Source organism: Sphingomonas adhaesiva (genome assembly GCF_002374855.1).
Lineage (GTDB): Bacteria > Pseudomonadota > Alphaproteobacteria > Sphingomonadales > Sphingomonadaceae > Sphingomonas > Sphingomonas adhaesiva.
In genome coordinates, this window is record NZ_NWVC01000002.1 from 417,990 (window position 1) to 441,389 (window position 23,400).

At 68.2% G+C, this 23,400-nt stretch carries 24 protein-coding genes; 13 read left to right on the top strand and 11 right to left on the bottom strand.

All coding sequences use genetic code 11. From position 1 onward, the window contains the following. Nucleotides 1-15: 15 nt before the first annotated feature. On the bottom strand, nt 16-573 hold the full coding sequence (locus COA07_RS06495) for a type 1 glutamine amidotransferase domain-containing protein (protein ID WP_066710027.1): 558 nt from the start codon (nt 571-573) through the stop codon (nt 16-18). 146 nt (nt 574-719) lie between these two features. On the opposite strand from COA07_RS06495, the gene COA07_RS06500 reads away from it, so the two are divergent. The 6 genes from COA07_RS06500 to COA07_RS06525 all read left to right on the top strand — a co-directional run bounded on the left by COA07_RS06500 (nt 720) and on the right by COA07_RS06525 (nt 6,095). Further along, the gene (locus tag COA07_RS06500) at nt 720-1,733 is read left to right on the top strand and encodes a DNA topoisomerase IB (RefSeq protein WP_066710030.1); all 1,014 of its coding nucleotides are present in this window, start codon (nt 720-722) and stop codon (nt 1,731-1,733) included. A 1-nt stretch (nt 1,734) separates the two neighbouring features. After that, nucleotides 1,735-2,907 (top strand): mechanosensitive ion channel family protein, encoded by a 1,173-nt coding sequence (locus COA07_RS06505; RefSeq protein ID WP_066710033.1) that lies wholly within the window; start codon nt 1,735-1,737, stop codon nt 2,905-2,907. Nucleotides 2,908-2,955: 48 nt separating this feature from the next. Continuing rightward, on the top strand, nt 2,956-3,333 hold the full coding sequence (locus COA07_RS06510) for a glycine zipper 2TM domain-containing protein (protein ID WP_066710037.1): 378 nt from the start codon (nt 2,956-2,958) through the stop codon (nt 3,331-3,333). A 208-nt stretch (nt 3,334-3,541) separates the two neighbouring features. Next, nucleotides 3,542-3,976, top strand: coding sequence for a MaoC family dehydratase (locus COA07_RS06515; RefSeq protein ID WP_066710040.1), 435 nt, complete (start codon nt 3,542-3,544; stop codon nt 3,974-3,976). Nucleotides 3,977-4,028: 52 nt separating this feature from the next. Continuing rightward, the gene (locus COA07_RS06520) at nt 4,029-5,207 is read left to right on the top strand and encodes an acetyl-CoA C-acyltransferase (protein ID WP_066710043.1); all 1,179 of its coding nucleotides are present in this window, start codon (nt 4,029-4,031) and stop codon (nt 5,205-5,207) included. A 384-nt stretch (nt 5,208-5,591) separates the two neighbouring features. Next, nucleotides 5,592-6,095, top strand: coding sequence for a pyridoxamine 5'-phosphate oxidase family protein (locus COA07_RS06525; RefSeq protein ID WP_066710046.1), 504 nt, complete (start codon nt 5,592-5,594; stop codon nt 6,093-6,095). 102 nt (nt 6,096-6,197) lie between these two features. Here COA07_RS06525 and COA07_RS06530 read toward each other — a convergent pair whose 3' ends face one another. Then, on the bottom strand, nt 6,198-7,427 hold the full coding sequence (locus COA07_RS06530) for a polyhydroxyalkanoate depolymerase (RefSeq protein ID WP_066710049.1): 1,230 nt from the start codon (nt 7,425-7,427) through the stop codon (nt 6,198-6,200). Nucleotides 7,428-7,604: 177 nt separating this feature from the next. On the opposite strand from COA07_RS06530, the gene COA07_RS06535 reads away from it, so the two are divergent. Both COA07_RS06535 and COA07_RS06540 read left to right on the top strand, forming a co-directional pair. Further along, nucleotides 7,605-9,383, top strand: a complete 1,779-nt coding sequence (locus COA07_RS06535; RefSeq protein ID WP_096640645.1) for an ABC transporter transmembrane domain-containing protein — start codon at nt 7,605-7,607, stop codon at nt 9,381-9,383. A gap of 76 nt (nt 9,384-9,459) precedes the next feature. After that, entirely contained in the window at nt 9,460-10,617 is a 1,158-nt protein-coding gene (locus COA07_RS06540) for a saccharopine dehydrogenase family protein (protein ID WP_066713761.1), read from the top strand. A 7-nt stretch (nt 10,618-10,624) separates the two neighbouring features. Here the strand turns inward: COA07_RS06540 and COA07_RS06545 are convergent, their stop codons facing one another. Continuing rightward, nucleotides 10,625-11,269, bottom strand: coding sequence for a phosphatase PAP2 family protein (locus COA07_RS06545; protein WP_096640647.1), 645 nt, complete (start codon nt 11,267-11,269; stop codon nt 10,625-10,627). Beyond that, a complete protein-coding gene (locus COA07_RS06550; RefSeq protein WP_066709756.1) occupies nt 11,269-12,081 on the bottom strand; it encodes a formate/nitrite transporter family protein in 813 nt (270 codons plus the stop codon). Before COA07_RS06550 ends, COA07_RS06545 begins: the two co-directional genes overlap by 1 nt. A 97-nt stretch (nt 12,082-12,178) precedes the next feature. Here COA07_RS06550 and trmB point away from each other — a divergent pair, with 97 nt between their 5' ends. Then, nucleotides 12,179-12,859 carry a tRNA (guanosine(46)-N7)-methyltransferase TrmB gene (trmB, locus tag COA07_RS06555; RefSeq protein ID WP_066709759.1) on the top strand — a complete coding sequence of 227 codons (681 nt, stop codon included), beginning with the start codon at nt 12,179-12,181 and terminating at the stop codon, nt 12,857-12,859. Here the strand turns inward: trmB and COA07_RS06560 are convergent. Further along, nucleotides 12,856-13,644 carry an SDR family oxidoreductase gene (locus COA07_RS06560; RefSeq protein WP_066709762.1) on the bottom strand — a complete coding sequence of 263 codons (789 nt, stop codon included), beginning with the start codon at nt 13,642-13,644 and terminating at the stop codon, nt 12,856-12,858. The two genes, trmB and COA07_RS06560, sit on opposite strands and share 4 nt — an antisense overlap. Further along, a complete protein-coding gene (locus COA07_RS06565) occupies nt 13,641-13,970 on the bottom strand; it encodes a nuclear transport factor 2 family protein (RefSeq protein ID WP_066709765.1) in 330 nt (109 codons plus the stop codon). The genes COA07_RS06560 and COA07_RS06565 overlap by 4 nt, the downstream gene beginning before the upstream one ends. Nucleotides 13,971-14,066: 96 nt before the next feature. Here COA07_RS06565 and COA07_RS06570 point away from each other — a divergent pair, with 96 nt between their 5' ends. Beyond that, nucleotides 14,067-14,960: a LysR family transcriptional regulator gene (locus COA07_RS06570; protein ID WP_066709767.1), complete on the top strand. Its 894-nt coding sequence runs from the start codon at nt 14,067-14,069 to the stop codon at nt 14,958-14,960. A 313-nt stretch (nt 14,961-15,273) separates the two neighbouring features. Here COA07_RS06570 and metH read toward each other — a convergent pair whose 3' ends face one another. From metH to COA07_RS06590, 4 genes are all read right to left on the bottom strand, one after another. Further along, nucleotides 15,274-17,946, bottom strand: coding sequence for a methionine synthase (gene metH / locus COA07_RS06575; protein WP_066709770.1), 2,673 nt, complete (start codon nt 17,944-17,946; stop codon nt 15,274-15,276). Between the two features lie 104 nt (nt 17,947-18,050). After that, nucleotides 18,051-19,097 (bottom strand): homocysteine S-methyltransferase family protein, encoded by a 1,047-nt coding sequence (locus COA07_RS06580; RefSeq protein WP_066709772.1) that lies wholly within the window; start codon nt 19,095-19,097, stop codon nt 18,051-18,053. Between the two features lie 13 nt (nt 19,098-19,110). Beyond that, complete coding sequence (gene metF / locus COA07_RS06585; RefSeq protein WP_066709775.1) at nt 19,111-20,055, bottom strand: methylenetetrahydrofolate reductase [NAD(P)H]; 945 nt, start codon at nt 20,053-20,055, stop codon at nt 19,111-19,113. Then, entirely contained in the window at nt 20,052-21,002 is a 951-nt protein-coding gene (locus COA07_RS06590) for an ArsR/SmtB family transcription factor (protein ID WP_066709778.1), read from the bottom strand. Before COA07_RS06590 ends, metF begins: the two co-directional genes overlap by 4 nt. A gap of 129 nt (nt 21,003-21,131) precedes the next feature. On the opposite strand from COA07_RS06590, the gene COA07_RS06595 reads away from it, so the two are divergent. Genes COA07_RS06595 through COA07_RS06605 form a run of 3 tightly spaced genes read left to right on the top strand, consistent with a single transcriptional unit; the run spans nt 21,132 to nt 22,590 of the window. Beyond that, nucleotides 21,132-21,431, top strand: coding sequence for a hypothetical protein (locus COA07_RS06595; RefSeq protein ID WP_066709780.1), 300 nt, complete (start codon nt 21,132-21,134; stop codon nt 21,429-21,431). Further along, the gene (locus COA07_RS06600; RefSeq protein WP_066709794.1) at nt 21,431-21,628 is read left to right on the top strand and encodes a hypothetical protein; all 198 of its coding nucleotides are present in this window, start codon (nt 21,431-21,433) and stop codon (nt 21,626-21,628) included. Before COA07_RS06595 ends, COA07_RS06600 begins: the two co-directional genes overlap by 1 nt. Next, nucleotides 21,625-22,590: an aldo/keto reductase gene (locus COA07_RS06605; RefSeq protein ID WP_066709783.1), complete on the top strand. Its 966-nt coding sequence runs from the start codon at nt 21,625-21,627 to the stop codon at nt 22,588-22,590. Before COA07_RS06600 ends, COA07_RS06605 begins: the two co-directional genes overlap by 4 nt. Nucleotides 22,591-22,613: 23 nt before the next feature. Here COA07_RS06605 and COA07_RS06610 read toward each other — a convergent pair whose 3' ends face one another. Continuing rightward, nucleotides 22,614-23,297, bottom strand: a complete 684-nt coding sequence (locus COA07_RS06610; RefSeq protein WP_066709796.1) for a DUF2490 domain-containing protein — start codon at nt 23,295-23,297, stop codon at nt 22,614-22,616. Between the last annotated feature and the right edge of the window lie 103 nt (nt 23,298-23,400).

A 23,400-nucleotide genomic window follows, 5' to 3' on the forward strand; every position in this document is an offset into this window, starting at 1 on the left:
GTGGCGAGGCGGCGGTCAGGCTTCCTCGGTCGCCATCTGCGACAGCGCATCGATGATCGCCTTGTTGAACGCCGGAATGTCATCGGGATTGCGGCTGGTGATGAGGTTGCCGTCGATCACGACTTCCTCATCCACCACGTCGCCGCCGGCATTCTCCAGATCGGTGCGGATCGACGGATAGCCCGTCAGCCGGCGACCGTCGATCACCTCCGCCTCGGCCAGCACCCATGGCGCGTGGCAGATGGCGGCGACGATCTTGTCGTCGTCCATGAAGTCCTCGACAATCTCCAGTACGCGTTCCTCCAGCCGCAGCTTGTCGGGGTTGGCGACGCCGCCGGGCAGGACCAGCGCGTCGTAATCGCCGGTGTCGACCTCCTCCAGCGTCAGGTCCGGGGTGGCGGTTTCGGCCTTGTTGATATCGCCCTTCATCCCCTGGATCGGGTCGCGCTTGATCGACGCCAGCGTCACGGTGGCGCCGGCATCCTCCAGCGCCTTTTTCGGCTCGAACAGCTCCACGGTTTCGAAACCGTCGGCGGCGATCATCAGCACGCGGGCTTGCGACAGGTCGGCCATGGAAATCTCCTGTAGGTCTGGGAATAGGTGCCTGGGGGCGAAGGCAGAACCCCCGCCCGCCCCGCCCCGTTCCGGAACGAAGCGACGGCCCGCGCATTTCCCGAGACCATTGGTCGGAGCATCCAGACGGAGAAAGGCGAGGGCGCGTGGCGCGAGCGATCAGCTATTGCGATGACACCGAAGCGGGCATCACCCGGAAGAAGACGCGGCACGGCAAATGGGCCTATCACGCCCCCGACGGCACGCGCATCACCGACCGCGACGAAATCGACCGGCTGAACGCGATCGGCCTGCCCCCCGCCTATACTGACGCCTGGTTCTGCCCGCACGCGCACGGCCATATCCAGGCGGTCGGCTGGGACGAGAAGGGCCGCAAGCAATATCGCTATCACCTGGATTTCCGCGCCCAGCAGGAAGCGGCCAAATACGATCTGTGCGCGCCGTTCGGCCAGGCGCTGGCGCGGCTGCGCGCGCGGATGGAGGCGGATCTGGCGCGCCGCACGCACAGCAAGGAGCGCACCGTCGCCGCGATCGTCAAGCTCCTCGACATCGCCTCGCTGCGGATCGGGAACGAGAGTTACGCCAGGACGAACAAGAGCTTCGGACTGACCACGTTGCGTGACCGCCATGCCGATATCCGCGGCACCACGCTGACGCTGGAATATCGCGCCAAGTCGGGCAAGCAGCGGCGGCTGAAGATCACCGACGGCAGCCTCGCGCGGTTCGTGAAGAAGTGTCAGGACCTGCCGGGCCAGAAGCTGTTCCAATATGTCGGCGACGACGGCGAGGCGCACGGCGTCACATCGTCCGACGTCAATGCGTACATCCGCGAGGCGACCGGGGGCGAATTCACCGCCAAGCATTTCCGCACCTGGGGCGCGAGCGTCACCGCGTTCGAGGCGTTGATCGAGGCCGATGCGCCGATCGGGCTGAAGGCGATGCTGGAACCGGTCGTCGAACGGCTGGGCAACACGCCCGCGATCGCGCGCAAATCCTATGTCCACCCCGCGCTGATCGAACTGGGCAAGGACAAGGCCGCGCAGGCCGCGTTTCGCCAGTCGCTTCGGCTGCCCCGCGCCACGCAATATCTGACGCGCACCGAACGCGGGCTGATCGCCTTCCTGGAAACCACCGGCGCGTGCGAGCGGAAGGCCGCCTGACATGAGCAATGCCAAGGCCGCCGCGCCTGTACTGGATACGGGCCGCGTTGGGGACCAGATGACCGCGCTGTTCGGCTCCGCGGTGACGTGGCTTCAGGAACGCTGGCTGGAGATCCTAATCGCGATCGGCGCGGGCGTCGCCATTGCGCTGCTGCTGTTCTGGCTGCGCGGGCTGGGTGCGCGGCTGGCGGCACGCAGCGCGTCGGGCAAGGGATGGTCCGCGGTCGTCGGGCGCGCGATCGAGCGAACCGGCGGCTTCTTCATCGTCATGGTTTCCGCGCGGCTGGTCAGCGGTTATGCCGCAACCCCGCCGGAAGTCGACAAGACCGCCAGCTTCCTGTTCACCGTCGCCGCGGTCTTCCAGGCGGCGGTGTGGGCGCGCGAGCTGATCCTGGGCGCGATCGAGCATCGCACCCGATCCGAACATTACAGCGGCGAGGCGCTGATGAGCGCGATGGGGCTGATCCGCCTGCTGGTCAGCTTCGCCGTGTTCGCGATCGCGCTGGTCGTCGTGCTCGACAATCTGGGGGTCAACGTCACCGGGCTGGTCGCCGGGCTGGGCGTCGGCGGCATCGCGATCGGCCTGGCGGCGCAGGGCATCTTCGGCGACCTGTTTGCGGCGCTGGCGATCATCTTCGACCGGCCGTTCCGGCGCGGGGACAAGATCAGCTACGACAATACCAGCGGGGTGATCGAGGCGATCGGGCTGAAATCGACACGCATCCGTGCCTTCACCGGCGAATTGCGGATCATCTCGAACCGCAACCTGCTGGACAAGGAAATCCAGAACACCACGATGCGCGACCACGTCCGCGTCACTTACACGATCGGCGTCGCGTATGAGACCCCGCCGGAGACGCTGGCGCGCCTGCCCGACATGCTGACCGAACTGGTCGAGGCGGAGCAGGCGAAGGTGGCGCGTGCGGGCTTCGAAAGCTTCGGCGCGTCGAGCCTCGACTTCGTGCTGCAGGTCGACACGCCCGGCGACGACTGGGGCACTGCGCACGCCACGCGCAACCGCCTGCTGGTCGCGATCATGCGGCGCTTCGCCGAGGAAGGGATCAGCATCCCCTATCCGACGCAGACCACCTTCACCGCCGCACCCGACGGGCGACTGGTCATGCCCTATCCCGAGCACGGCCATCCGGCGGTGCAGGGCGACACGCCGCATTGAACCTGCACGCGGCTCACGACGTTGAGGGCGAGCAGAGGAGAATAGGCCATGAAGAACGCGCTGCTGTCCGCACTGATGCTTGCCACCGTCACCGCCCCGCTGGCGGTCGCCCCCGCCGATGCCCAGCGTCGCGACCGAGATTATCGCTGGCATGGCGAGGACCGGAACTGGAACCCGTCCGAAAGTTACCGCGAGGGTCGCTATCGCGAACGTCGCCTGGGCCGCAACGATCGTATCTATCGCGGTCAGGACGGGCGCACCTATTGCCGCCGCAACGACGGCACCACCGGGCTGGTGGTCGGCGGCGTCGGCGGCGCGGTGCTGGGCAACGTGCTGGGCGGCGGGCTGCTCGGCACGCTGGCGGGTGGCGCGGGCGGCGCACTGCTGGGGCGCGAGGTGGATCGCGGCAAGGTGCGCTGCCGCTGACCGTCAACGCACCCCGTGCGAATCGGAAAGGGCGTGCCGGACGGCGCGCCCTTTTCACGTTTAGAAAGTCGGGTTCGCTCGATTGACGGTACGGAACCCGCCATCTTCAAACTATCGGTCCGCATGACCCTTGCGGCGCCCCCCGCCCCCGGCCTAGAGAGGCGCATCCGTTCAGCGAGGGGATAGAGAGGCCGTGACCGCAGACGAGATGAAAGCCGCCATCGGCAGGGAAAGCCTGTCGGACTGGGTCGACGTGACGCAGGACATGATCGACAAGTTCGCCGACGCGACCGGCGACCACCAGTTCATCCATGTCGATCCCGAACGCGCCAAGCTGACGCCGTTCGGCACCACCATCGCACACGGTTTCCTGACGCTGTCGCTGCTGCCGCAGCTGGCGATGAAGACGCCCGACGCGCCCCGGCTCGACGGGGTGAAGATGGGCGTCAACTACGGCGGCAACAAGGTACGCTTCCTGGCGCCGGTGCCGTCCAATTCGCGCGTGCGCGGCCGCTCGAAGATCACCGAGTTCGAGGAAAAGCGCCCCGGCCAGTATCAATACACCACCGAGACGACGGTGGAGATCGAAGGCCAGGACAAGCCCGCAATGATCGCCGAATGGATCACGCAGGTATTCGTCTGATCCGCTGCGCCCGCCGCCACCGATTCACTGCATCATCATAAGGACCACGCTCATGCGTTCCGCCGTCATCGTTTCCACCGCCCGCACCCCGATCGGCCGCGCCTATCGCGGGGCGTTCAACAACCTGCCCTCCCCCACGCTGGCCAGCCATGCGATCAAGGCCGCCGTGGAGCGCGCGAAGATCGACGGCGCGGAAGTGGACGACGTGGTGTTCGGCGCCGCGCTCCAGCAGGGGCATCAGGCGGGCAATATCGCACGCACCAGCCTGCTGCGCGCCGGCCTGCCGATCAGCGTGTCGGGCATGTCGCTGGACCGCCAGTGCGCCTCGGGCCTGATGGCGATCGCCACCGCGGCCAAGCAGATCGTCGTTGACGGCATGGACGTGACGATCGGCGGCGGCGTCGACAGCATCTCGCTGGTGCAGACGCCGGAAATGCGCGTCGCGCCCGACAAGGAGCTGCTGGCGATGCACGGCGACATCTACATGCCGATGCTGCAGACCGCCGAGGTGGTCGCCAAGCGCTACGGCATCAGCCGCGATGCGCAGGACGAATACGGATATCGCTCGCAGATGCGCACCGCCGCCGCGCAGGCCGCCGGCAAGTTCGATGACGAGATCGTCGCCGTCACCGCGACCAAGGCGAACGTCAACAAGGAGACCAAGGAAGTCTCCTACGAGGAAGTGACCCTGTCGAAGGACGAGGGCAACCGCGCCGACACCACGCTGGAGGGGCTGAAGAGCCTGAAGCCGGTGCTCGGCCCCGACCTCAACATCACCGCGGGCAACGCCAGCCAGCTGTCGGACGGCGCCTCGGCCAGCGTGCTGATGGAGGAGAAGGTCGCGGCGGCCAAGGGGCTGACCCCGCTCGGCCGCTACGTCGGCATGGCGGTAGCGGGCACCAAGCCCGACGAGATGGGCATCGGCCCGGTCTTCGCCATCCCCAAGCTGCTGGAGCGCAACGGCCTGAAGATGGACGACATCGGCCTGTGGGAGCTGAACGAGGCGTTCGCGGTGCAGGTGCTGTATTGCCGCGACAAGCTGGGCATTCCCGACGAGCTGCTGAACGTCAACGGCGGCGCGATCTCGATCGGCCACCCGTACGGCATGTCGGGCGCGCGGATGACCGGCCACGCGCTGATCGAGGGCAAGCGCCGCGGGGCGAAGTATGTCGTCGTGACGATGTGCGTCGGCGGCGGCATGGGCGCGGCGGGGCTGTTCGAGGTCCTGTAATTGAAAGGCAACCGCCGGTAGGTTATATACCGGCACAGGCGACGTCATAGGCGCCTTTCTGCGAACCCCGGCTGTGTCAGCGGCCGGGGTTCTTGCCGTTTGGGGACCGCGTGTCAGCGCGGCCCCCGCCCGTGCACCTACTTCCTGCTTACCTCGATCACCTTCACGATCAGCGTCGCAAAGGCGAACACGGCGCCCAGGAACAGGCACAGATCGGCGAACGTCATAGGTCTGCCTTTCTGCTTCGACGGCAAGATTGCCGTCGCCGGGCATGATGCGGAACGACGCGACCCGCGGCAACACGCGCAGGTCGGGAATAACCGCCGCGCAACCAACGCCCGTTCCCCTCGTTCACCGCTCGAACCGATCGAGAGGAGACTGACGATGGCGGACGCCAACACCGACCCCCGCAAGCTGAAAGAAGACATGTGGAAGAAGATGGCGGACAGCCCGTTCGTCATGGTCGGCCCGGCGGACGGATCGTCGCACAGCGAACCGCTGACCGCGCAGCTGGACGAGGATCAGGTCGACACGCTGTTCTTCTTCATCGGCAAGGACAATCGCGTCGCGAATAAGAGCGATCTGATGCTGCAGTTCGTGTCGAAGGGGCATGATTTCTTCGCGTGCCTGTCCGGCAATGGCCGGATCGACAATGACCGCGCGCAGATCGACAAGCTGTGGAACAAGCAGGTGGAGGCATGGTTTCCGGGCGGCAAGGACGACCCGAACCTGGCGCTGCTGCGCGTCGACATCGACAGCGCCGAACTGTGGGAAACCGACCTGTCGCTGGGCGGCAAGCTGAAGATGCTGTTCGGCGGCACGATCCGCTCGGACGAGGCGGGCAGCCATGCCAAGGTGGCCACCACCGCGGAGAGTACGCCGGCCTGACGCACCGCGTCATCGCTGATACGAAAAGGGCCGCCCCTGACCGGGCGGCCCTTTTTTATCGCTTCCGTGCCCCCGCGCAGGCAGGAGAACGAGGGCGAAGCCTCAACCGTTCGCGGCCATCCATTCCTCGACCACCGGCGCGATGCGGTTGCGCCATTTCGATCCGTTGAAGATGCCGTAATGGCCGACGCCCTCGGCCATGTAATAGCGCTTCTTCTCCTCCGGCAGGCTGGTCGCTAGGGTCAGCGCCGCTTTGGTCTGGCCCAGCCCGGAGATATCGTCACGCTCGCCCTCGATCGCCAGCAGCGCGACGTCGGTGATCGCCGACAGGTCCACCGGGCGACCGCGATGGGTCATCTCGCCCTTGGGCAGCGAATGGTTCTGGAAAACCACGTCGATCGTCTGGAGGTAGAATTCGGCGGTCATATCGCAGACCGAACGATATTCGTCATAGAACGCCTTGGTCGCGTCCGCGCTGTCGCCATCGCCGCTGACCAGATGCTTGAACAGCTCGTAATGGCTCATCATGTGGTTGCCCAGGTTCATGGTCATGAACCCGGTCAGCTGCAGGAAGCCCGGATACACCTTCCGTCCCGCGCCCGGATACAGCAGCGGCACGGTGGCGATGACATTCTGTTCGAACCAGGCGAACGGCCGCTCGGTCGCCAGCGTGTTGACCGCGGTCGGCGCCTCGCGCGTGTCGATCGGGCCGCCCATCATCGTCAGCGTGCGCGGACGGCACGGATGGCGATCCGCGCTCATCAGCGCGACCGCCGCCAGGCACGGCACCGACGGCTGGCACACCGCCAGCATGTGCGCGCCCCCCTGCCCCTCGTTCGGGCCGATCGCTTCCATGAAGGCGACCAGATAGTCGATATAGTCGTCCAGATCGAAGCGCCCGTCGCTGGTCGGCACCAGCTTCGCATCGCGCCAGTCGGTGATGTAGACGTCGGCGACCGGCAGCATCCGTTCCACCGTGCCGCGCAGCAGCGTCGCGAAATGGCCCGACATCGGCGCGACGATCAGCAGCTTCGGTCCGCCCTCCACGCCGTCGCGGACGAACCGCTTGAGCTGGCCGAACGGCCGTTGCACGACGATTTCCTCCTGCACCGCCACGGTGCGGCCATCGACGACCGTCTCCGTGAAGCCGAATGCGGGCTTGCCGCGCGACGCGGCGGCGTGGGCGAACACCTCCAGCGCGGACGCCATCAGCGGCCCGCCGCCCAGGTAGTTCAGCGACGGCTGGCTCTTCAGCCAGTTGGCGCCGAACGTCGCCATCGCGCTGGCCGAGGCGAACCACGACCGCTGGAATTCGTAAGCGTCGTACAGCATCGAACGAAAATCCTTCCCCCATCGATATGGGTGCGATCGGTTGTACGTCAAAACGCAATTGCTGCAATGCAATATGAACGCGCCGGCGACGATCGCGGTCCCGCCGTGACACCCTGGGCACAGGTGCGCCGCAAGGCGCGTTGAGCGGCGCCCCCACCTGCTGCTACACGCGCGGTCATGGCCACCAGTACCGACGTCGTCCCGTCCCGCCGCATCGGCAACCTGTCAATGATCTGGCACCATGCCCGCCGCTATCCGGCGCAGATCGCGGCGGCGGGGCTGGCGCTGCTGGTGACGTCGGTGGCGACGCTGGGCATCCCGTACAGCTTCAACCGCGTGATCGACCGCGGTTTCATCAGCGGCGGTGCCGATCCATCGGCGGTGTCGGCGACCTTCCACTTCATGCTGGTGATCGTGGTGGTGCTGGCGCTGGGCACGGCGGTGCGATTCTACTTCGTGTCGTGGCTGGGCGAGCGCGTGGTGGCCGACATCCGCACCAGCGTGCAGCGCCACCTGATGACGCTCAGCCCCAGTTTCTACGAGGAGAACCGCCCGTCGGAAATCGCCTCGCGGCTGACCGCGGACACCGCGCAGATCGAAACGGTGGTCGGCAGCACCGTGTCGATCGCGCTGCGCAACAGCGTCACCGGGGTCGGCGGGCTGATCTACCTGTTCGCGATCTCGCCCAAGCTGGCGGGGATGCTGCTGCTGGGTATCCCGCTGATCATCGCTCCGATCGCGCTGCTGGGCAAGCGCGTGCGCAGCCATTCGCGCACCTCGCAGGACCGGATCGCCGACGTCGGATCGATCGTGACCGAAACGCTGGGCGCGATGAAGATCGTTCAGGCCTTCGGACAGGAGGCGCGGGAGAGCGCGCGTTTCGGCGATGCGGTGGAGGCGACGATGGCGGCGGCGCGGCGGCGCATCGCGCTGCGCGCGGTGATGACCGCGATCGTCATCGGCCTCATCTTCGGGTCGATCACGCTGGTCCTGTGGGAAGGCGCGATCGACGTCGCCGCCGGGCGGCTGTCGGGCGGGTCGATCGCCGCCTTCGTGCTGACCGGCGGGATCGTCGCGGGCGCGTTCGGCGCGCTGACCGAGGTGTATGGCGACCTGCTGCGCGGCGCGGGCGCGGCCGGGCGCCTGTCCGAACTGTTGCAGGAGCGGCCGACGATCGCCGCGCCCGCGCAGCCGGTCGCGCTGCCGCAGCCGCCGCAGGGGCAGATCGATTTCGACCATGTCGAATTCCGCTACCCCACCCGGCCCGACGTCGCCGCGCTCCACGACTTTTCGCTGACCGTATCGCCGGGCGAGACGCTGGCGGTGGTCGGCCCGTCGGGCGCGGGCAAGTCGACGCTGTTCCAGCTGATCCAGCATTTCTACCGGCCGGCCGCCGGGCGCGTGATGGTCGACGGCGTCGACCTGCGCGATGCCGATCCGGCTGCGGTGCGCGCGCGGATCGCGATGGTGCCGCAGGAAACCGTGATCTTCGGCACCAGCGCGCGCGACAATCTGCGCTACGGCCGCTGGGATGCCGACGACGCGGCGATCTGGGCCGCGGCGGAGGCCGCCAATGCCGCCGATTTCCTGCGCGCGCTGCCCGACGGGCTGGATACCTTCCTGGGCGAGGGCGGCGCGCGGCTGTCGGGCGGGCAGCGCCAGCGGGTCGCGATCGCGCGCGCGCTGCTGCGCGACGCCCCGATCCTGCTGCTGGACGAGGCGACCAGCGCGCTGGACGCCGAAAGCGAGCGGCTGGTGCAGGGCGCGCTCGAGCGGCTGATGGCGGGGCGCACCACGATCGTCATCGCACACCGCCTCGCCACCGTCCGCGCGGCGCAGCGGATCGCGGTGATGGACGCGGGCCGCATCGTGGAGGAAGGCACCCACGCCGCGCTGATCCAGCAGGGCGGCCTGTACGCGCGGCTCGCCAGCCTGCAATTCAGCGAAGCGGCCTGACGCGCAGGCCGCCGCGCTTGCCTCCCCGCCGCGGCTCCCGCACAATCGCGGGAAAGCCACATCGAGGAGAGCGAACATGGCCAGCGAATTCGACGTCATCGTTTATGGCGCATCGGGCTTCACCGGGCGGCTGGTGGCCGAATATCTGGCGCTCACCTACCCCAGCGGCGTCAAGTGGGCGATGGCGGGTCGGTCGCTAACCAAGCTGCAGGAGGTGCGCGACGACATGGGCGTGCCCGCCGATGTCCCGCTCATCACCGCCAATGCCGACGATCCCGCCTCGCTGCGCGCCATGTGCGAGCGGACGCAGGTGGTCATCACGACGGTCGGCCCGTACCAATTGTACGGCAGCGACCTGGTCGCGGCCTGTGCGGCGACCGGCGCCGCCTATGTCGATCTGTGCGGCGAGCCGGGGTGGATGCGCGAGATGATCGACCGCCACCACGAAGAGGCCAGGCGCACCGGCGCGCGGATCGTGTTTTCGTGCGGGTTCGATTCGATCCCCTTCGACCTGGGCGTGCTGACGCTGCAGGAAGCGGCAAAGGAACGGTTCGGCCAGCCGGTGCCGCGCATCAAGTGCCGCGTCCGCCAGATGAAGGGCAGCTTTTCCGGCGGCACCGCCGCCAGCCTGAAGGCGACGCTGGCGGCGATCGCGCGCAAGCCGTCGCTGGCGATGCTGCTGACCGATCCGTTCGCGCTGGCGCCCGGCCATGCCGGCCCCGCGCAGCCCGCCGGGATGCTGCCCGAATATGATCCGACGATCCAGGCGTGGGTCGCGCCGTTCATCATGGCGGCAATCAATACGAAGAACGTCCACCGCACCAACTTCCTGCTGGGGCAGCCATGGGGCGATATCGTCTATGACGAGATGGTCGTCGCCGGGCTGGGCGACATGGGCAAGGCCGCGGCCGAGGCACTGGCGAAGATCAATCCGCTGGCTGGCGACAAGGGGCCGAAGCCCGGCGAAGGCCCGTCAAAGGAGGAGCGCGACGCGGGCCATTTCGACATATTGTTCGCCGGGCTGATGCCCGACAACACGCGCATCGACGCGGTCGTCACCGGCGACAAGGATCCGGGCTACGGCTGCACGTCGAAGATGCTGGCCGAAAGCGCGCTGTGCCTGATCCGCGATGTGGAGGGCGCGGGCGGCATCTGGACGCCGGGCGCGCTGATGGGCGCGAAGCTGCGCGAACGTCTGATCGCCAGCGCGGGGATGACGTTCACGGCGGGATGAACGCGCCTTAGCTGGGGTGTGCCTCCACCTCCGCCAGCGCCGCTTTGTCGTCCGCGCGCACCGCGCGTTTGGCGACATAGCGTTCGGCAGTCCCGACCGCCCAGCCGGCCAGTCGCTCCGACAGCCAGCCGATCGCCGCGCCCGCCGCGACGTCGGTCAGGTAATGCGCGCCGCGCGGCACCTGCAACGCGCCCGCCGCCCCCGCCGCCAGCCGCGCGGGGGTGGCGATGCCGGGCGCCGCGTGCGCGGCGGCCTGCGCCACCGCGACCGCGCCGGCGGTATGGCCGGAGGGAAAGGCATTGCGCGCGGTATCGGCGGTGCCATGCCCCTTGCGCAGCGTCGTGCCGCTTTTCGCCGCGGCGGTCGGGCGCGGGCGGTCGACGGCGGCCTTCAGCGCGGTCTTGAGGCCGGTCGCGACGAGATGGCTGGCCACCATCCGTGCCCCGCTGCGCGCCATCGTCGGCCGGCGCAGGACGGTGCCGAGCGCGAAGGTGCCGATGCCCAGCGCCAGCAGCTGCGGCTCGTCCGCCGCCTTCGCCGCGGGGGACAGCATGCGGATCAGCGGCGTCGTCGCGAGCGCCAGCAACGGCCGTTCCGCGCGATGCTCCGCCTTCGCCAGCCGCTGCGCCTTCTTCTTTGCCTTGCCGCCCATCACTGCCTGCCTTCCATCATCTCGCCGCGTACCTGCCCGTGCGCCAGCAGCGCGAACAGCCCAGCGCCGCCCACCAGATTGCCCGCCACCGCCGGCGCGATCAGCAGCCCCAGTGCGCGGCCGACGCCGACCTGACCGTCCCACAGCAGCAGGAACGCCTCCGCCGATCCGACCACCGAATGGCTGAGGCCCGCGACGCCCACGGTGAAGGTGATCGCGTAGATCACGAAGAACGCCTGCTCACGCGCATTCGGCAACACCCACGCCACCCCCGCGATCAGGAAGCCCGCCGGAATCGCCGTCAGGAACGTCGCCCAGCCGTCATGCGCCAGCACGCGCGCCGAAACCGCCACCATCGCATCGCGCAGCCCCGCATCGACCAGCCCGGCCTCCGACAGTGCCAGCGTCGCGGTCGCGGTGCCCGCCAAGTTGGCGACCAGCACCAGCGCCCACAGCCGCAACGTCCGGCGCAGCGCCGGCAGCGACGGGCGCGCCATCAGTGGCAGCATCGCGGTCACCGTGCTTTCGGTGAAGAACTGCATCCGCCCCAGGATCACGATCACGAAGCCGATCGGGTAGCCCAGCGTCACCAGCAGCGTCTTCGCCGCACTCTCCGGTACCGCGACGTGCAACGCCCCCTCCGCCAGCAACGAGGCGTTGATCGCGAAGCCGGCCGCGAACGCCGACCACAGCAGCGACGCGGCCGGCCGCACCAGTTGCTCCTCGCCCTCCTCGCGCACCGCGCGATGGACGTCGCGCGCGTCCGCCGCCTTCAGGTCATCCACATCGGCGGCGGGGGTATCGCTTTCCATCGCGTGCCGAACGGGCGGCCGCGGGTTTCGCTCCACCGCCATGAAGGCGCCGCGTCCTGCGTTCCGTTTCGCGGCGGACCGCGTTAGGGGGCGCTGCATGAACGATCCCATCACGATCCGCCGCCTGTACGGCCGGCGCCAGGGCCATGCGTTGCGCGCCGGTCAGGCCGCGCTGGTCGAGGAATTGCTGCCGCGCATCGCGGTTCCCGAGGACGGCCCGCTGACAGCCGAGCGGCTGTTCGGCGACGCGCGCCCGCTGCATGTCGAAATCGGCTTCGGTGCGGGCGAGCATCTCGCCGGGCAGGCTGCCGCCGCGCCCGACACCGGCTTCATCGGGTGCGAGCCGTTCCTGAACGGTGTCGTCGGCGCGCTGGGGCATGTCCGCGACGGCGGGCTGGACAATGTCCGCATCCACATGGGCGACGCGCTGGAGGTGGTGGAGCGGCTGCCCGACGCCTCGCTCGATCGCGTCTACCTGCTTCATCCCGATCCCTGGCCGAAGGCGCGCCATGCCAAGCGCCGGATGATGAACCACGGCCCGCTCGACCTGATCGCTGCCAAGCTGAAACCCGGCGCGGAATTCCGGCTGGGCACCGACGATCCCACCTATTGCCGCTGGTCGATGATGGTGATGAACCAGCGCCGCGACTTCACCTGGACCGCCGCCACCCCCGCCGACTTCCTGACCCGCCCCGCCGACTGGCCGGAAACCCGCTACGAACGCAAGGCGCGGCGGCAGGGGCATGAGGTGTGGTACTTCCGTTACGTGCGTACCTAGACGGTGCGGATCGTGCCACCGTCGATGACGAACTCGGCACCATGGATCGCCGCGGCACGATCCGCGGCCAGATAGGCGATCAGGTCGGCGACCTCTTGCGGTTCGGCGCCGCGCCCGATCGGAATGCCGCCCAGTGCGTCGAGCACCGACTGACGGGCATCCTCGATGGTTCCGCCGTTCGCCGCCTGCAGCCGTCGCAGGAAATCTCCGGCCGATCCGGTCATGATCCAGCCGGGGGACACGGTGTTGACGCGCACCCCCCGTGGCCCCAGCTCATTGGACAGCGATTTGCTGTACGTCCTCAGTGCGGCCTTCGCCGCGGCATAGGCGGTGGTCGATTCCGGCAGCGGCAGGACCGACTGGATCGAGGTGACGTGTATCACCGCCCCCGCGCCCTGCGCGATCATCGTCGGCAGCAGCAGGCGATCAAGCCGCACGGCCGCGAGCAGGTTGAGGTTCAGCTCCGAAAGCCAGTGTTCGTCGGTGAGCGCGGCGAACCCGCCCGCCGGGGAGGACGAGCCGCCGATCACGTGCGCCAGGATGTCGACGCCGTCGAACCGGTCGAGCGCGGCGTCCACCAATGCCCTGCTGCCGTCGGCGGTCGTCAGATCGGCCGGGATGAACTCGACGCCCTCGACCGCCGCGACCGCGCCGCGCGCGGCGGTGATGACCCGGGCGCCCCCGGCAAGAAAGCGCTCGACGGTCGCACGGCCCAGCCCCTTGGTCCCGCCGCTGACGAGGACGCGTTTTCCCGCGAATTCGGTCGGGTCGACGCCGGGCGTCATATCGTCACCTCCACTGCCTTCACCGCATCGCCGTCGAGCAGGAACCGATAGGTGAAGCGAAGCGGGCTGCCGGGGAAATCGCCCTGCGCAGGCCCCTCGACCACGACCGCAGCGCCTTCGCGGCGGATCACGTCGGGCGTGAAGACGGCTTTCGCGGGGATCACCTCCTTTTCGAACAGCGCCCGGATCTGGTCGCGGCCCTCGAACCGTTTTCCGTTATCGAGGAACACCGCATCGGCGGCGAATGCGCTGAGCATGGCGTCGGCGTCGAGCCGCGCGTTGGCAGCGACATAATTGGCGATGGGCGTGGGCAGCGGTATCGACATTGCTGTGCTCCTTGCGGTGAGGGAGCGTATCTAGCGCGGCGCGATGCTTGCGATAATCGGGCCAAACCGGCATGCGCTGTTGCGAAAGGCGGGACAATGGCGAAGAACGGATTGGTCGAGTTCGACGCGGTCTTGGCGATCGCGCGGCACGGGTCGTTTCGTGCCGCCGCACTCGAACTGGGGCTGTCCGCCACCGCGCTGAGCCATGCCATCGCCAAGCTGGAAGGACAGCTTGGCGTGCGCCTGTTCAACCGAACCACGCGCAGCGTATCGCTGACCGATGCGGGGCGCCATTTCGTGGAGCAGGTCGGCCCGGCGGTCCGCACGCTGCACGACGCGATGGGCGCTGCCCGGTCGCAGCAGGAAACGCCCTCGGGGACGTTGCGGATCAACGCCTTCGCGTCGGGCGGCCGGGAGATCCTGGCACCGTTGCTACTGACGTTCCTGCGACGCTATCCGCAGGTCCACATCGACCTCGTCACCGAGGAGCGGATCGTGGACATCGTTGCCGAGGGGTTCGATCTCGGCCTGCGATCCGCGAACATGGTGCCGACCGACATGATCGCCATTCCCGTGAGTCCCCCCCGAAGCTTTGCCGTGGTCGCATCGCCTGCCTATCTCGCGGCCAACGGCACGCCTCGCACGCCGCCCGACCTCATGGGCCATGCGTGCCTTCGCATCCGGTTGCCCAACGGCGCGCTACATCGATGGCATTTCGAGAAGGGCGGCGAATCGGTGTCGATCGACGTCGCCGGCCCGATCACGCTCGACGAATCGAGCCTGTCGCGCATCGCCGTCCTCGATCATGTCGGGGTCGGCTATTTCATGGAAGCGGATGTCCGCGACGACATCCGGGCGGGCCACCTCGTCCGCTTGCTGGAAGACTGGACGCCGCCGCTTTCGCCGCTGTGCCTCTATTATCCCACCCGCCGAAACCCGTCGGCCGCGTTCAGGGCGCTGATCGAAATGGCCCGGGCGTCAACGGCATAGCGTGCCTGGCGGCATCGTCCGGCTCGGGGAACGCCCCCCCTGCGCGGCCCGGTGATCGACGGTGGCGATCACTGCCACATGAATTTGTCTCGACATGGGACAGGGGCGCTGGCTTTTTCGCTTGTCACCATTCTGCAATCCTTCGCGTCATCCCGGCTTCATATGACCGGGAGGACGAGAAGGACGAGGATGATGATCCGGCTGTACACGCCCCTGCAACGTATCGGCATCATGGCGGCGCTGACGCTCGCCAGTTGGTGTGCGGTGGCCGCGGCGGTGGAAACGGCGATGCTGATCGCGCGCTGAGGCGCGATCAGTCCAGGTTCGGGCGCAGCAGCCGCGTCGCACGCTCGCGATCGACGCCCAGCCGCTGCGCATAGTCCGCCAGCTGATCCTCCCCGATGCGCGCGACGCCGAAATATTCGGCCTGCGCATGGCCGAAGTAGAACCCGCTGACCGCCGCGGTCGGCAGCATCGCGAAACTCTCGGTCAGCTCCAGCCCGGCATTCCGCTGCGCGCCCAGCATCTCGAACAATCGCCCCTTCAGCGAATGTTCGGGACACGCCGGATAGCCCGGCGCCGGGCGGATGCCGCGATATTGCTCGCGGATCAGCGCCTCGTTGGTCAGCTGCTCGTCGGGGGCATAGCCCCACAGGGTCGTGCGCACGTGCGCGTGCAGCGCCTCCGCGAACGCCTCCGCCAGCCGATCCGCCAGTGCCTTCAGCAGGATGTCGCTGTAATCGTCATTGTCGGCGCGATAGCGTTCCAGATGCGGCTCGATGCCGTGGATGCCGACCGCGAAGCCGCCGATCCAGTCGCCCGCCGGGTCGACGAAATCGGCCAGGCACATGTTCGCCCGCCCCTCGCGCTTGGCGATCTGCTGGCGCAGGAACGGCAGGCGCGTGGAATGTTCGTTGCTGCGGTCCAGGTCGGGAACCGCGAACCCTTCCGGCACCGCCGCGCCATCGGGCGAGCGGTGGTCGGCGCTGTGGCGGTCGTGGACCCAGATATCGTCGTCATGGCGATGGCACGGCCACAGCCCGGCGACGCCGCGCGCGGTCAGCCACTTTTCCGCGACGATCCGGTCGAGCATCGCCTGCGCATCGGCATAGAGCGACGAGGCGCTTTCCCCGACCACCGTGTCCTCCAGGATCGCGGGAAAATTGCCCGCCAGTTCCCACGCACGGAAGAACGGGGTCCAGTCGATATAGTCGCGCAGCTGCGCTAGATCCCAGTCGTCGAACACATGCACGCCGGGCCGCGCCGGCGCCGGCGCCTTCAGCGCCATGTCGGCGGGGAAGCCGCGGCGGCGCGCCTCGTCCAGCGGCAGCAGCGCATTCTGCCCCTTGCCCTCGCGCGCGTCGCGCACCGCCTGATAATCCGCCGCGACCCCGGCGACATAATCGTCGCGGATCGTATCGCTGACCAATGTCGTCGCCACGCCGACCGCGCGGCTGGCGTCCAGTACGTGGACGACCGGCCCGGTATAGGCCGGGGCGATGCGCAGCGCGGTGTGCACCTTCGACGTCGTCGCGCCGCCGATCAGCAGCGGCATGTGCATGTCGGCGCGCTGCATCTCCTCGGCCACCGTCACCATCTCGTCCAGCGACGGGGTGATGAGGCCGGACAGGCCGATCATGTCGGCGTCATTCTCGTTCGCGGCTTCCAGGATCTTCGGCCACGGCACCATCACGCCCAGGTCGATCACCTCGAAGCCGTTGCACTGGAGCACGACGCCGACGATGTTCTTGCCGATATCGTGGACGTCGCCCTTGACGGTCGCCATCACGACCTTGCCCTTGCCCTTCGCGCCGGGTTCCTTCGCCGCCTCGATGAACGGCATCAGGTGCGCGACCGCCTTCTTCATCACGCGCGCCGACTTCACGACCTGCGGCAGGAACATCTTGCCCGACCCGAACAGGTCGCCGACGACGTTCATCCCATCCATCAGCGGCCCTTCGATCACCTCGATCGGGCGGGCGTACATCTGGCGGCATTCCTCGGTATCCTCGACGACATGCGCGTCGATGCCCTTGACCAGCGCATATTCCAGCCGCTTGGTCACCTCCAGCGAGCGCCATTCGGCGGCCTGCTTCTCCGCCGCCGCGTCGGTGCCGCGGAACTTCTCCGCCAGCGCGACCAGCCGGTCGCCCGCCTCCGGATCGCGGTTGAGGATGACGTCCTCGCACGCCTCGCGCAGTGCGGGGTCGATCGCGTCATAGACGTCGAGCTGCCCGGCGTTGACGATGCCCATGTCCATCCCCGCCGGGATGGCGTGGTACAGGAACACCGAATGCATCGCGCGGCGCACCGGCTCGTTCCCGCGGAAGCTGAACGACAGGTTCGACAGTCCGCCGGAGATATGGACGTGCGGGCAACGCGCCTTGATCTCGCGGCACGCCTCGATGAAGTCGACGCCGTAGTTGTTGTGCTCCTCGATCCCCGTCGCCACCGCGAAGACATTGGGGTCGAAGATGATGTCCTCCGGCGGGAAGCCGATACCGGTCAGCAGCTTGTACGCGCGCTCGCAGATCTCGACCTTGCGCGCCTTGGTATCGGCCTGGCCGACCTCGTCGAAGGCCATGACGACGACCGCCGCGCCATAGTTCATGCACTTGCGCGCATGGGCCAGGAACTGTTCCTCGCCCTCCTTCATGCTGATCGAATTGACGATCGGCTTGCCCGATACGCACTTCAGCCCCGCCTCGATCACGTCCCACTTCGAGGAGTCGATCATGATCGGCACGCGTGCGATATCCGGCTCGGCGGCGATCAGCTTCAGGAAGGTCGTCATGGCGTGGTGCGCGTCGAGCAGCCCCTCGTCCATGTTGACGTCGACCACCTGCGCGCCATTCTCCACCTGCTGGCGCGCAACCTCGATCGCGCGGGTGTAGTCGCCGGCCAGGATCATCTTCTTGAACGCCGCGGAGCCGGTGACGTTCGTGCGCTCGCCGATGTTGACGAACTGGGTGGAGGAGGTGGTCATTCGGGAAACCTCGTCATCCCAACGAAAGCTGGGATCTCGTGCCGCAAGGGCGTGCTTTGATAACCGGGAGGCCCCAGCTTTCGCTGGGGCGAGGCTTGGGGCAATTACGCCGCCATCGTGAACGGCTCCAGCCCGGCCAGCCGGGTGCGCACCGGGGGCACCGCCACCGCGCGCGGCGTCATTCCGCGCACATGGTCTGCGATCGCCCTGATATGCGCGGGCGTCGATCCGCAGCAGCCGCCCAGCACGTTGACCTGCCCCGCGAACGCCCATTCGCCGACCAGCCCGGCGGTCGTCGCCGGCGCCTCGTCATAGGCGCCCAGTTCGTTGGGCAGCCCCGCGTTGGGATAGACCATGATGAGCGTGTCGCACAGTTCCGACAGCACCTTCACGTGCGGGCGCAATTGCTCCGCGCCGAACGAGCAGTTCAGCCCGATCGTCAGCGGCTTCGCATGACGGACGGCGTGCCAGAACGCCTCGACGGTATGCCCCGACAGGTTGCGGCCGGACAGGTCGGTCAGCGTCATCGACAGCATGATCGGCAGGTCGCGGCCCAGCGCCTCGCCCGCCTCGATCGCGGCCATGATCCCGGCCTTGGCATTCAGCGTGTCGAACACCGTCTCGATCAGCACGAAGTCCGCGCCGCCCTCGACCAGCGCGTCGATCTGCTCGCGGTACACGTCTTTCAGGTAATCGAAATCGATCTCGCGATAGCCGGGGTCGTTGACGTCCGGCGACAGCGACAGCGTCTTGTTGGTCGGGCCGATCGCGCCCGCGACGAAGCGGGGGCGGCCATCCTTCGCCTGATATTCGTCGGCGATGCGGCGTGCCAGCTTCGCGCTTTCCACGTTGATCTCCCGCACCAGCCCCTCGGCGCCGTAATCGGCCTGGCTGATGCGGTTGGCGGAGAAGGTGTTGGTCTCGGCGATGTCGGCGCCCGCCTCGAAATAGGCGCGGTGGATCGCCTCCGGCACCTCGGGCTTGGTCAGCGCCAGGATGTCGTTATTGCCCTTCTGGTCGTGGCCCAGCGTCAGCGTGCCGGCGTAATCGGCCTCCGACAGCTTCCAGTTCTGGATCTCGGTGCCGAAGGCGCCGTCGGTGATGAGGATGCGCTTGGCCGCCTCGGCGTTGAACGTGTCGCGGATGGTCATCTCTCAAACTCCGTCACGCCGCCGCGGCCGTCGCCTGCACTGGCGCGGCGCGCACCCCCAGCAGGTGGCAGATCGCGAAGCTCAGCTCCGCCTTGTTCATCGTATAGAAGTGGAGCTGCTCGACCCCGCCCGCATACAGCTTGCGACAGAGTTCGGCGGCAACGGTCGCGGCGACCAGCTGGCGCGCGCCGGGGTGGTCGTCCAGCCCCTCGAACAGCCGCACCAGCCAGCCGGGGACGGCGGTGTTGCACATCGCCGCCATGCGCTGAACGCCCGCGAAGCTGCCGATCGGCATGATGCCGGGGACGATTTCGGCATCGATCCCCGCCGCCGCCGCCGCATCGCGGTACCGGAAGAAGGTTTCGGCCTCGAAAAAGAATTGCGTGATCGCGCGGTTCGCGCCCGCATCCAGCTTTCGCTTCAGATTGTCGAGGTCCGCCGCCTGATCGGGCGAATTGGGGTGCATTTCGGGATAGGCCGCGACCGAAATTTCGAACGGATGCAGCCGCCGCAGCCCCGCGACCAGCGCCGCTGCATTCTCATACCCGCCCGGGTGCGGGATGTAATCCGCCGCGCCCGCCGGCGGATCGCCGCGCAGCGCGACGATGTGGCGGACGCCCGCCGCCCAATATTCGCTGGCGACCGCATCTATTTCCTCACGCGTCGCCTCGACGCAGGTCAGATGCGCGGCAGCGGGAACCGAGGTCTCGCGCGCGATCCGGGCGACCGTGGCGTGGGTGCGGTCGCGGGTCGAGCCGCCCGCGCCGTACGTCACCGACAGGAAGCGCGGCCCCAGCGGGCACAATGTCTCGATCGATTGCCAGAGATTTTCCTCGGCCTTGTCGGTCTTCGGCGGGGAGAATTCGAAGCTCACCTCCACGTCGCCGCCGACGTCCGCGTACAGCGGCGCGTCGAGCGCGCGGCGCGCCTCCTCCAGCTGGTTCACCGAAATCGTCATGCCGCCCTCACCTCACGCACCGGCTCGGCGGCCTTGCGCCCCAGCCACAGTTTCACCGTCAGTTCCCCGCCCTCCAGCGTCTCGATCCGCGCCGGGCGCAGCCCCGCCGCCGCGAACCACGCCGCGATCTGCGTGTCCGCAAAGCCCAGCCGGCTGTGCGACGCGCGCGCGCGCAATTCCTCGCGGTCGTGCGGCGCGAAATCGGCGATCAGCAGCCGCCCGCCCGGCGCCAGCACGCGCGCCGCCTCGACGATCGCGGCGCCCGGCTGCTGCGCGAAATGCAGGACATGGTGCAGGATCGCCACGTCCGCCGCGGCATCCGCCAGCGGCAGCGCGTACAGGTCCGCCTGGCGCAGCTCGGCATTGCCCAGCCCGCGCTGCGTCAGCTTGGCACGCGCCAGCCGCAGCATCTCGCTGCTCTTGTCGATGCCCAGCGCATGGCTGGCATCGGGCGCGAACAGCTCAATCATCCGCCCGGTGCCGGTGCCGATATCGACCAGCCGGCCCAGCCGCTCGTCCGACAGGATGTCGCGCATCGCCGACTCGACCTGCTCCTCGGCGATGTGGAGCGAGCGGATCGCGTCCCATTCCCCCGCCTTCGCCTCGAACCACGCCGCCGCCGCCGCCGCGCGATCATCGCGCACCGCCGCCAGCCGCGCGACGTCCGCCTCGACCGACGGGGCGACATCGAACGCCTCCAGCGCCGCCATCACCGGCGCGACCAGCTGCGGGTCGCCCAGCGCGACGAACACCCAGCTGCCTTCCTTGCGCCGTTCCGCGATCCCGGCGTCGCACAGGATCTTCACGTGCCGCGACACGCGCGGCTGGCTTTGCCCCAGCACCTGTGCCAGCTCGCCGACCGACAATTCCATCGTGCCCAGCAGCGCGACGATCCGCAGCCGCGTCTCATCGGCGACGGCACGGAAGATATCGAGCGCGCGTTTCATGCGATTAGATATAAAGATATCTTTATATGACGTCAAACGAGAACGGCACGGACCTTTTGCCGCCGCTCTGGCGTTCGCCATCCCGCTCCGGCAGTTAAGCCGGCGTAATGACCTTTGAGGGGACACCTGATGAAGCGTGAGTTTACCATCGCCCTTGCCGCCGCGACCGCGCTGTCGCTGGCCGCGTGCAGCCAGAAGGCACAGAACGAATCGGCCGAAGCCGCCAATGCGATCGCCGCCGACACCAGCGCGACGACGCGCAACGCGGTCGACAATGTCGATGCCGCGACCGACGCCGCGCTGAACAAGGCCGAAACCTCGCTCGACCGCGCGGGCGACAAGCTGCGCAATGCCGGCGACGACGCCGCCGACGCCACCGGCAATGCGATGGTCCGCGCCGGCAACGAACTGCGCGACGAAAAGAAGTGATGCGATCGCGGCGCCCCGTCCTGTCGCTGGCTGCGGCGCCGCTCGCACTGCTCGCCGCCGCCTGTTCGGGCGGCGGCGATCCGACTCCCGGCCTGACCGCCGATGACGATCGCCAGCTCAACGACGCCGCCGCCATGCTCGACGCCAACAGCGTCGCGCTGGAGGACGTGTCCGCCGACGGAAACCAGCAGCCATGACCGATACCGCCGCGATCCCGCATCGCCGCCTAGGCGCCTCCGATCTGCGCATCGCGCCGCTGGTGCTGGGCGGCAACGTGTTCGGCTGGACCGCCGATCGCGCGACCAGCTTCGCGGTCCTCGACGCCTTCGTCGATCACGGCGGCACGATGATCGACACCGCCGACGTCTATTCGGCGTGGGTTTCCGGCCATTCGGGCGGCGAATCCGAAACGGTGATCGGCGAATGGCTGAGGTCCAGCGGCAAGCGCGATCAAGTGCTGATCGCCACCAAGGTGGGGATGCTGCCCGGCGAGGGCGGCGAGAAGCTGGCGCCCGCGCGGATCATCGCGGCGTGCGACGCCTCGCTGCGCCGGCTCGGCACCGATCGTATCGACCTCTATTTCGCGCACCAGGATGATGACGCGCAACCGCAGGACGCTGTGGCCGAGGCGTTCGCGACACTGGTCGCCGCCGGCAAGGTCCGCGTGCTGGGCGCGTCCAATTTCCACGCCGCGCGGCTGAAGAGCGCGGTCGAAACCGCGCGCGCCGCCGGGCTGCCGCATTACCAGGTGCTCCAGCCCGAATACAATCTGGTCAGCCGCCACAAGTTCGAGGGCGAGTTGCAGGATTATTGCGTGGTCGAGAATATCGGGGTCGTCCCCTATTACGGCCTCGCGTCCGGCTTCCTGACCGGCAAGTATCGCTCGCGCGAGGATCTGGGCAAAAGCGTACGCGGCGGGCGGATGGCCGATCTGCTGGATGGCAAGGGCGCCGCGGTGCTCGCCGCGATGGATGCCGTGGCGCAGGAAAGCGGCGCGACGCTGGCGCAGATCGCGCTGGCGTGGCTCGCCGCGCAGCCCGGCGTCACCGCGCCGATCGCCAGCGCCACGTCGGTCGCGCAACTGGAGGAGTTGATGGGCGCGATGACGCTGACGCTCGCCGATGCGCAGCTGGCGCGGCTGACCGACGCGGGCGCCTGATCCGCCCGGCTACGGCCGCCAGGTCACAGCCGCCAGAACAGCGCGAGCGACACGTTGTGATTGACCCTCGCAGCGCCGCCGGGCTGGTCGATGATCTGGTTCATGTAGCCGGCCTCGACCGTGGACGTGCCGCCGACCGGAATTTCCGCGCCGACGAACGTGCGCAGCTGGTCGAAGCCCGACCGGCGGCGCCAGTCGACGCTGTTGAGGACGACGAACCCCTCCATCGACGTCAACGCGCGGATGCCGTCGTCGCGCCCCAGCGGATATTCGAGCCGCACCATCTCGCGCACGCGATGCTGCACATCCGTCCCGTCGGACCGCCAGCGCTGCTCCAGCCGGAAGCGTGAGGAGAGTTCACCGCGTCGCAACCCGGGCACCACCCAGCTCACTTGCTGGAAAAGCCGTTCCTCGTTCAGGTCGCGCCCGCCGCGCACGGGCATCGCGACATGGGCATAGCCCTGGTACAGCGTCAGCCCCTTCGCGACCTTTTTACCCAGCGCGCCTCGCAGGATCACCTGATCCAGCCGCCCTAGATCGTCCTGAAGCCGCGGTTGCACCTCAACGAACCACGCCAGCGGCCGCGCGCTGGCGCCCTGTACGGTGACGTTGACCCAGGCGCCCGCGTCATGCGTCACCTGTGCGGCGGCGGTCGGGCAAGCGGACAGGGCGGCCAGCGCCAGCGCGATCGGGACGGAACGTGTCATCGTGCGCGCCATGCCCGCCTGTCACGGCAATGTCACCATTCCGTCACATAATCATCATCCACCGAAGCGCGACGGAACGGCGGCGACCGTTCGGCGTCTTGCC